Origin of the sequence: Flavobacterium sp. SOK18b, assembly GCF_014156605.1 — a bacterium.
GTDB classification, from domain to species: domain Bacteria; phylum Bacteroidota; class Bacteroidia; order Flavobacteriales; family Flavobacteriaceae; genus Flavobacterium; species Flavobacterium tiangeerense.
Window position 1 is genome coordinate 1 of the sequence record NZ_QKNZ01000107.1, and the last position, 8,775, is coordinate 8,775.

Here is an 8,775-nt window from a genome sequence, read left to right on the forward strand (position 1 = left end):
GTATTGCATTAAATTCAAAAATTTCTGAAAATGAATTAAATTTTTATTTAATTATTTCAAAAAAGCTAATTTAATTGATTTAATCAAAAAACACACCCTTTTTTAGAACTTTAACGTTGAAAAAATCCATTTTAACGAATTCTTTAGAAAAATTAAACCAACTAGCCTACCTGATATTTATTACTATTCTTACTTCATAAGTCAACTCAAGTAATTTATATCACAAAAAAAACTCTCAAAATAGCTTTGAGAGTTTTAAAAGATGTAAAATCTGTTTATAAATTACTTGCTGCAGCAATTAAATTTAAAGCTGATCCTGCCTCAAACCAACCTATTTGACTTTCATTATAAGTATGATTTGCAAGAATTCGATCAGTGCTACCATCTGAGTGAACAAACTCTAGTGTGAGTGGTTTTGCAGGTGCAAATGATATTAAGTCAAGAAAATTAATGGTATCGTCTTCTTGAATTCTATCATAATCATTTTCATTAGCAAAAGTCAAAGCTAGCATACCTTGTTTTTTTAAATTCGTTTCATGTATGCGTGCAAATGATTTTACTAAAACTGCCTTAACTCCTAGAAATCGAGGTTCCATAGCGGCATGCTCTCTTGAAGATCCTTCACCATAATTGTGATCTCCCACAACTATTGATGGGATTCCAGCAGCTTTGTAAGCCCTTGCCACTGATGGAACAGCATCATATTCTTCTGTTAATTGATTTTTTACAGCGTTCGTTTTTTGATTAAATGCATTGACCGCACCTATTAGCATATTATTTGAAATATTATCTAAATGCCCTCTAAAACGCAACCAAGGACCAGCCATAGATATGTGATCTGTGGTACACTTGCCAAATGCTTTTATCAATAACTTTGCTCCTGTAATATTTTTTCGATCCCAGGCTTCAAATGGAGCTAAAAGTTGCAGCCTATCAGACGTTTCACTGACCAAGATTTGAACTCCAGAACCATCTTCAGCTGGTACTTGAAATCCATTATCTTCTACTGCAAAACCTTTTTGAGGCAATTCATCACCATAAGGAGCCGTTAATTTCACCTCTTCACCTTTATCATTAATCAAGGTATCTGTAATCGGATTAAAATCCAAACGTCCCGAAATAGCCAGAGCCGCAACCATTTCTGGGGAAGTTACAAAAGCATGCGTGTTGGGATTTCCATCAGCTCTTTTCGAAAAGTTTCGATTAAACGAATGTACAATAGTATTTTTTTCTTCTTTATCCGCTCCTGCTCTATCCCATTGCCCGATGCATGGACCGCATGCATTGGTAAATACTTTGGTTCCCATTTTTTCAAAAGTGGCAATAATTCCATCTCTTTCAATGGTATATCTAATTTGTTCCGATCCTGGATTGATTCCGAATTCTGCTTTTGGAGTAATACCATGTGCTACCGCTTGGTTTACAATTGATGCAGCTCGTGCCATATCTTCATAAGAGGAGTTGGTACAAGACCCTATCAAACCCCATTCTACTTTGATAGGCCACCCATTTGCAGCCGCTTCCGCTTTCATTTGAGAAACTGGTGTTCCTCTATCAGGCGTAAAAGGTCCATTAATATGTGGCTCTAATTCAGAAAGATTGATTTCAATTACTTGGTCGAAATACGTTTCAGGATCTGCATAAACCTCAGGATCTGCGGTTAAATATGCTGCTACATTGTCTGCTGCATCTACCACATCTTGTCTGCCCGTTGCTGCTAAATACCTGCGCATGGATTCATCATAACCAAATGTAGACGTGGTTGCTCCTATCTCTGCACCCATGTTACAAATAGTTCCTTTACCAGTACATGACATTGAAGTTGCTCCTTCTCCAAAATATTCAACAATGGCTCCTGTACCTCCTTTTACAGTAAGGATATCAGCTACTTTTAAAATAACGTCTTTTGGAGAAGTCCATCCAGATAACTTACCCGTTAATTTAACTCCAATTAATTTAGGAAATTTTAATTCCCAAGACATTCCAGACATCACATCGACAGCATCAGCACCACCAACACCAATGGCGAGCATTCCTAAACCACCCGCATTCACGGTATGAGAATCAGTCCCAATCATCAAACCTCCAGGGAAAGCATAATTTTCTAAAACGATTTGATGAATAATTCCTGAACCTGGTTTCCAGAACCCGATTCCATATTTGTCAGAAACCGACGAAAGGAAATCAAAAACTTCTTTGGACTGTGTATTGGCTACAGCCAAATCGGATTGGGCTCCGTTTTTTGCCAAAATCAAGTGATCACAATGAACTGTAGTGGGTACGGCTACCGTTTTTTTACCCGCATGCATAAATTGCAACAAGGCCATTTGCGCTGTAGCATCCTGACAAGCAACTCTATCTGGTGCAAAATATACATAATCAACCCCGCGAGTAAAAGCTTGGTTAGGCTTGCCTTCCCAAAGGTGATTGTACAAAATTTTCTCGCTTAATGTTAGTGGTCTACCTACAACTTTTCGTGCTGTATCAACACGATCTGCCATGTTACCATACACTCTTTTTATCATTTCTATATCAAAGGCCATAATTTTTATTTAAGTATTGTTGAACAATATTACAATTTACAAAAAATTAGGACAGCTATTACACAAAAAAAAGCTCGAGTACCTAAACCCGAGCTTTTTATAAAAATTTTAACGTATCTCTTTAAAATACAGATTGCTTATTTGAAGGTGCAAATTTGGTTAAATTAATTCCTTGAACTGCAATTTTATACTCTTCAATAGTTGGAGTTCTTCCTAATATTGTTGACAATACAACTACTGGTGTAGAAGAAAGTAGTGACTCTCCTTTTTTCTCAGCTGTATCTTCTACAACTCTACCTTGGAACAAACGAGTAGATGTTGCCATAACCGTATCTCCTTTTGAAGCTTTTTCTTGGTTACCCATACATAGATTACAGCCTGGTCGCTCTAAATACAACATGTTTTCGTATTCAGTTCGTGCGGCACCTTTTGGCGCGTTATCGTCAAATTCGAAACCAGAATATTTTTGTAAAACTTCCCAATCTCCTTCTGCTTTTAATTCGTCTACAATATTATAGGTTGGTGGCGCTACTACTAATGGTGCTTTAAATTCTACTTTACCATTTTGTGCTTCCACGTTTTTAAGCATTTGTGCTAATATTTTCATATCCCCTTTGTGCACCATACAAGAACCGATGAACCCTAAATCTACTTTTTTATCCCCTCCGTAAAATGAAAGTGGACGAATGGTATCGTGAGTATATCTTTTAGAAACGTCTTTGTTGTTTACATCTGGATCAGCAATCATTGGTTCGTTAATCACATCCAAATCTACCTCCACTTCTGCATAATATTTAGCATTGGCATCTGGAGTTAAAGCTGGTTTATCACCTGATTTAATCTCAGAAATTCTCTTATTTGCTTTGTTGATTAATCCTTGAAGAACCTGCGTTTTGTTATCCATTCCTTTATCAATCATGATCTGGATTCTTCCTTTTGCAATTTCCAAAGATTCCACTAAAGTATCATCTTCCGAAATACAAATCGAAGCTTTGGCTTTCATTTCAGCAGTCCAATCTGTAAATGTAAAGGCTTGATCGGCTGTAAGCGTTCCTAAATGCACTTCAATAATTCTTCCTTGGAAAACATTTTCTCCTCCAAATTTTTGTAACATTTGTGCTTGAGTAGCGTGAACTACATCACGGAAATCCATATAACTGGCCATTTGACCTTTGAAAGTTACTTTTACAGATTCAGGTATAGGCATAGAAGCTTCTCCTGTTGCAAGTGCTAAAGCCACTGTTCCAGAATCGGCACCGAATGCTACTCCTTTTGACATACGAGTATGTGAGTCACCACCAATAATGATAGCCCAATCGTCAATTACTATATCGTTAAGAACCTTATGAATTACGTCAGTCATAGCATGATATTGACCTTTTGGGTCACGTGCAGTAATCAAACCAAAATCGTTCATGAATTTCATCAATTTTGGAATGTTGGCTTGCGCCTTTTTATCCCAAACAGAAGCAGTATGACAACCTGATTGGTAAGCACCGTCAACTATTGGTGAAATCACTGTTGCTGCCATAGACTCTAATTCTTGAGCCGTCATTAATCCCGTTGTATCTTGAGAACCAACGATATTTACTTCAACACGAACATCAGAACCCGCGTGTAATGCTTTTTTAGAAATGGTTCCTACAGCATTTCTGTTGAAGATTTTTTCAACAGCAGTAAGACCTTGTCCTTCTATTGAGACTTCTTTTGAAGGCGCATAAACTAGAGGCGCTTCAATTCCTAAAGTCTTAGCTGCAAAAGTTTGAATTTTTTTACCGAAAACAATCGCATAAGAACCACCAGCTTTGATGAATTCCATTTTCTGAGGCGTGAAAGCTTTAGAAATGTCAATTAATTCTTGGTCTCCGTTATATAACCTTTTTGATTTTGTATTAATGGTAAGAACCGTTCCTGTTGCTACAGAATAGGTTTCTTCTAAAACTGGATCACCACTTTCATTACGAACTACTTCTCCGTTAGCGTCTGTCTTTTTTACCCAGTTTTTTAAATCTAAACCGATACCACCCGTTACATCAACTGTAGTTAGGAAAATTGGAGAAATTCCGTTTGTTCCCGCAACAATTGGCATAAAGTTTACAAATGGCACGTAAGGACTTGCTTGTTTACCTGTCCAAAGTGCTACGTTATTTACACCTGACATACGAGATGAACCTACACCCATTGTACCTCTTTCAGCAATTAACATTACAGATTTGTCTGGATGTTGTGCTTGCAACGCTTTGATTTCATCTTGAGCTTGAGGTGTAATCATACATTTACCGTGCAATTCACGATCTGAACGCGAGTGCGCTTGGTTACCTGGTGACAATAAATCTGTAGAAATATCTCCTTCACCAGCGATAAAAGTTACGACTTTAATTTCTTCTGCAACTTCTGGAAGTTTTGTGAAAAATTCTGCTTGAGCATAACTTTCTAAAATTTCTCTAGCTACTTCATTATTACTTTCAAATGCAGCCTTTAAACGATCCATATCGGCATCGTAAAGATATACTTGAGTTTTAAGAACTTTAGCAGCTTCTTTGGCAATTGCTACATCATTTCCTAAAGCTAAATCTAATAACACTTCAATTGAAGGACCACCTTTCATGTGCGATAATAAATCAAAAGCAAAAGCAGGAGTAATTTCATTTACCACTTCTTCACCAAGAATAATTTCCTTTAAAAATTTTGCTTTTTCAGTGGCAGCACTTGTAGTTCCTGGTAAAGTATTGTAGATAAAAAACTTAAGAGAATCTTCTCTATTTGGGTTATTTGTATCTTTAATTTGTGCTACGATTTCGATTAGCAATTCTGCTGAATCAATTGGTTTTGGGTGAAGACCTTGAACTTTACGCTCTTCAATCTCATTAATGTAATCGTTATAAGTACTCATAATTGTGATATATTACTGTTCTATAATGCTAAAAATTCATTGCAAATAGAGACATAAGAATTAAATGTTATTTAGTTTAGCAAATTTAAGAATTAAAGCTGAGATTTAAAAAAATTTAATAGAAGTCCCGTTTTTAAAAATTATTATTGCTAAAACCATATAAAAAACTACATCCAATGCAGATAATTCAAAATTTTAATAAAATTTTATTTATTTGGTATTTAAAAAAGCCATTTTTAGCAATCCGTGAATTTAGACAAAAATAAAAAAAGGTTCTTTGCTGCTTTTACAACAAAGAACCTTTCTAAATAAGCTAACTACAACGTTATAATAGCTTTTCGATAATCATTTCTTCAGTTATTCCCTCGGCATCGGCTTTGTAATTCTTTATAATTCGGTGTCTCAAAATTCCGGTTGCCACGGCTTGAACATCTTCTATGTCTGGAGAAAATTTTCCATTAAAAGCCGCATTGGCTTTGGCAGCCAAAATTAAATTTTGAGAGGCTCTAGGTCCTGCTCCCCAATCTAAATAATTTTTCACAAATTCATTTGACAAAGAATTATCCGGACGCGTTTTACTCACCAAGCGCACCGCGTATTCTATAACATTATCCGCAACAGGAATTCTGCGAATCAATTCTTGAAAATCAATGATCTCTTGTGCTGTAAATAACGAATTTACAACTACTTTCTCATTTGAAGTAGTTTGCTTTACCACTTGTACTTCCTCTTCAAAACTTGGATATTCAAGTTTTATAGCAAACATAAAACGATCCAGTTGCGCTTCGGGTAAAGGATAGGTTCCTTCTTGCTCAATTGGGTTTTGAGTTGCCAAAACAAAATAGGGCAAATTCAATTTATAATTGTTTCCGGCAATAGTAACAGATCTTTCTTGCATAGCCTCAAGCAAAGCTGCTTGCGTTTTGGGAGGCGTTCTATTGATCTCATCAGCCAAAACTATATTCGAAAAAATAGGCCCTTTTATAAATTTGAACTGCCTGCTTTCATCTAAAATTTCACTTCCTAAAATATCTGATGGCATTAAATCTGGAGTAAACTGAATTCTTTTAAACTCTAGACCTAAGGCCTGCGCCAATGTATTCACCATAAGCGTTTTTGCTAATCCAGGAACGCCCACTAATAAAGCATGTCCACCTGAAAAAATACAAAGTAATATTTGATCGACAACAGCATCTTGTCCTACAATAATTTTTGCGATTTCTTTTTTTAGTTCATTTCGTTTTTGAACCAAATTATGTATTGCTGCAACATCTGACATGTATATATTTTTTAAATTAAAAAAGAGCTAGTTTATGCAAGCATAAAACTAACTCTTTTTATTTATTTACAGAAATTTTTTAAGTTTTAAACCCTAAAATAAGTCTATTTTTTTAACCAATTGTTCGTGAATTTACAATCTCTATATTCCCCCTGAATCTTGATGTAGGTCTCTTTGATTTTTTCGTCAAACCATTTTCCTATTTCAGTAATTCGTTTTTGTTTTAACGCTAAATCTTTAATTTTGATGTAATCTTTAGCATAATCTGCTGTATGCTCATCAATTCTATTGGTTACCGTAATAATTTTAAAGGTCTTTTTACCTTCTTCACTTTGATCTAAGATAGGCGCAGAAACTTCATTTTCTTTTAAATTTGAAACTTGGCTGTAAAAAGAAGGATCCATTTTTGTCAACTCAAAACGGGTATCTTGTGTTTGTGGATTGATTAAAGCACCGCCATTTGCTCGAGTTTCTTTTTCATCAGATAAAGTTCTGGCAGCTTCTGCAAATGTGATATCTTTATCCTCTATTCTCTTTTTTATTAATTGAATTTTCTCTTTGGCCTCAGCTAAAGATGCATCTGTAACTGTTGGTGCTAATAATATATGACGCAACTCTACTTCTTGACCTTTAATCTTTTCGACAAGAATAATGTGATATCCAAATTCCGTTTCAAAAGGAGCAGAGATTTCTCCCTCGGCTAAACTAAAAGCAACTTCTTTAAACTCTTTTACAAAAGGAGTTTTACGATTCATTTTATAATACCCTCCATTTGACCTAGATCCAGGATCTTGAGTGTACAAAACTGCCTTTGTTGAAAAACTAGCACCTTCTTCTACTTCTTTTTTAAACCCATTGAGTTTGTCAATGACTTTTTGTTTGTCTTCTGCAGAAACTTTTGGCTTAACCACAATTTGTGCTACCTCGAGTTCCACACCAAAAAATGGCAAATCAGCCGCTGGTATTTGTTTAAAATAATTCCTTACTTCTTCTGGAGTAATTTCTACAGCATCAATAATCTTTTTTTGCATTTCCGAAGTAAGTTTTCCCTCCTTTAAGATATCAGCAAAATAAGTTCTAAATTCTTCTTCAGAATCTTTTTTATAATATTGAACTACTTTTTCCATAGACCCAATTTTGTCTATCATGTAATTCAATCGTTCTTCCATCATTCCTTTTACTTCTGTATCTGTAACTATAATACTATCTTGAACAGCTTGATGCGCATACAACTTGTCTTCTAGGAGCTTTCCAAGCATTTGACAACGATCGTACTCTGAAGTATTACCACCTCCAGCTTGTATCTCTAAATACGTTTTATCTATATCTGAGTCTAAAATAATATAATCCCCAACAGTAGCTACAACACCGTCAACTTTTTGTTTGCCAGTTGACTTTACTTTTTTTACGGGAGCTATTACAGAATCCTTAATAATTTCTTGTGCATTTACAACTACACTCATAAACATTAAGAACAAAACAGTAAGTGTAATTCTATTATTATTGGACTTCATTGGTATTGAATTTATTGGCATTATTTTAATTTACTTTTAATGATATTGTCTTTAAAATTAAGATTTTCAAAATGAAACCTTTTCAGGTGTCCCAATTCTAATTATAACATTCTAAAATTGAAATATTTACTACATCAAATCAAAAGTTGTTATCTTAAAATTTTAAAAACGAACAAAAATAACAATTCAATTACATTATACAAGTATACCTGCTACTATTAACAAAAAATTATAGCGCAAATAAATAGTGAAATTAGAGCTCATTTCATGAGTTATCACTAACATACAATAAGTACATCTTAATTCTATTTCAAAAACAAAAATCCTATTTCAAATATTTTGTTTTGAATATCTACTCATAAAATTATAAAAACTGGATTAATACTATTTAAAATTAAACTCCGAATTAAATCTTAAAATTCTCATTTTTTTAAGTCTAAAATACAAAGTTGTAAACACTACATCGTTTTCGAAACAAAATAAAAATAAGCAAATCACCTTCAAATCTTTTAATAATTAAATTAGCTTCCGTTATCAATTTAAAAG

4 protein-coding genes are annotated in these 8,775 nt (G+C 34.4%); all 4 read right to left on the reverse strand.

All coding sequences use genetic code 11. The annotated features are described in order from the left end of the window. Positions 1-275: 275 nt before the first annotated feature. Positions 276-2,543, reverse strand: coding sequence for an aconitate hydratase (locus DNC80_RS13995; RefSeq protein WP_182651738.1), 2,268 nt, complete (start codon positions 2,541-2,543; stop codon positions 276-278). Between the two features lie 121 nt (positions 2,544-2,664). Continuing rightward, positions 2,665-5,436: a bifunctional aconitate hydratase 2/2-methylisocitrate dehydratase gene (locus DNC80_RS14000; protein ID WP_182651739.1), complete on the reverse strand. Its 2,772-nt coding sequence runs from the start codon at positions 5,434-5,436 to the stop codon at positions 2,665-2,667. A 325-nt stretch (positions 5,437-5,761) separates the two neighbouring features. Beyond that, positions 5,762-6,715, reverse strand: coding sequence for a MoxR family ATPase (locus DNC80_RS14005; protein WP_144889102.1), 954 nt, complete (start codon positions 6,713-6,715; stop codon positions 5,762-5,764). A gap of 104 nt (positions 6,716-6,819) precedes the next feature. Beyond that, positions 6,820-8,229 (reverse strand): peptidylprolyl isomerase, encoded by a 1,410-nt coding sequence (locus tag DNC80_RS14010; protein ID WP_370628769.1) that lies wholly within the window; start codon positions 8,227-8,229, stop codon positions 6,820-6,822. Between the last annotated feature and the right edge of the window lie 546 nt (positions 8,230-8,775).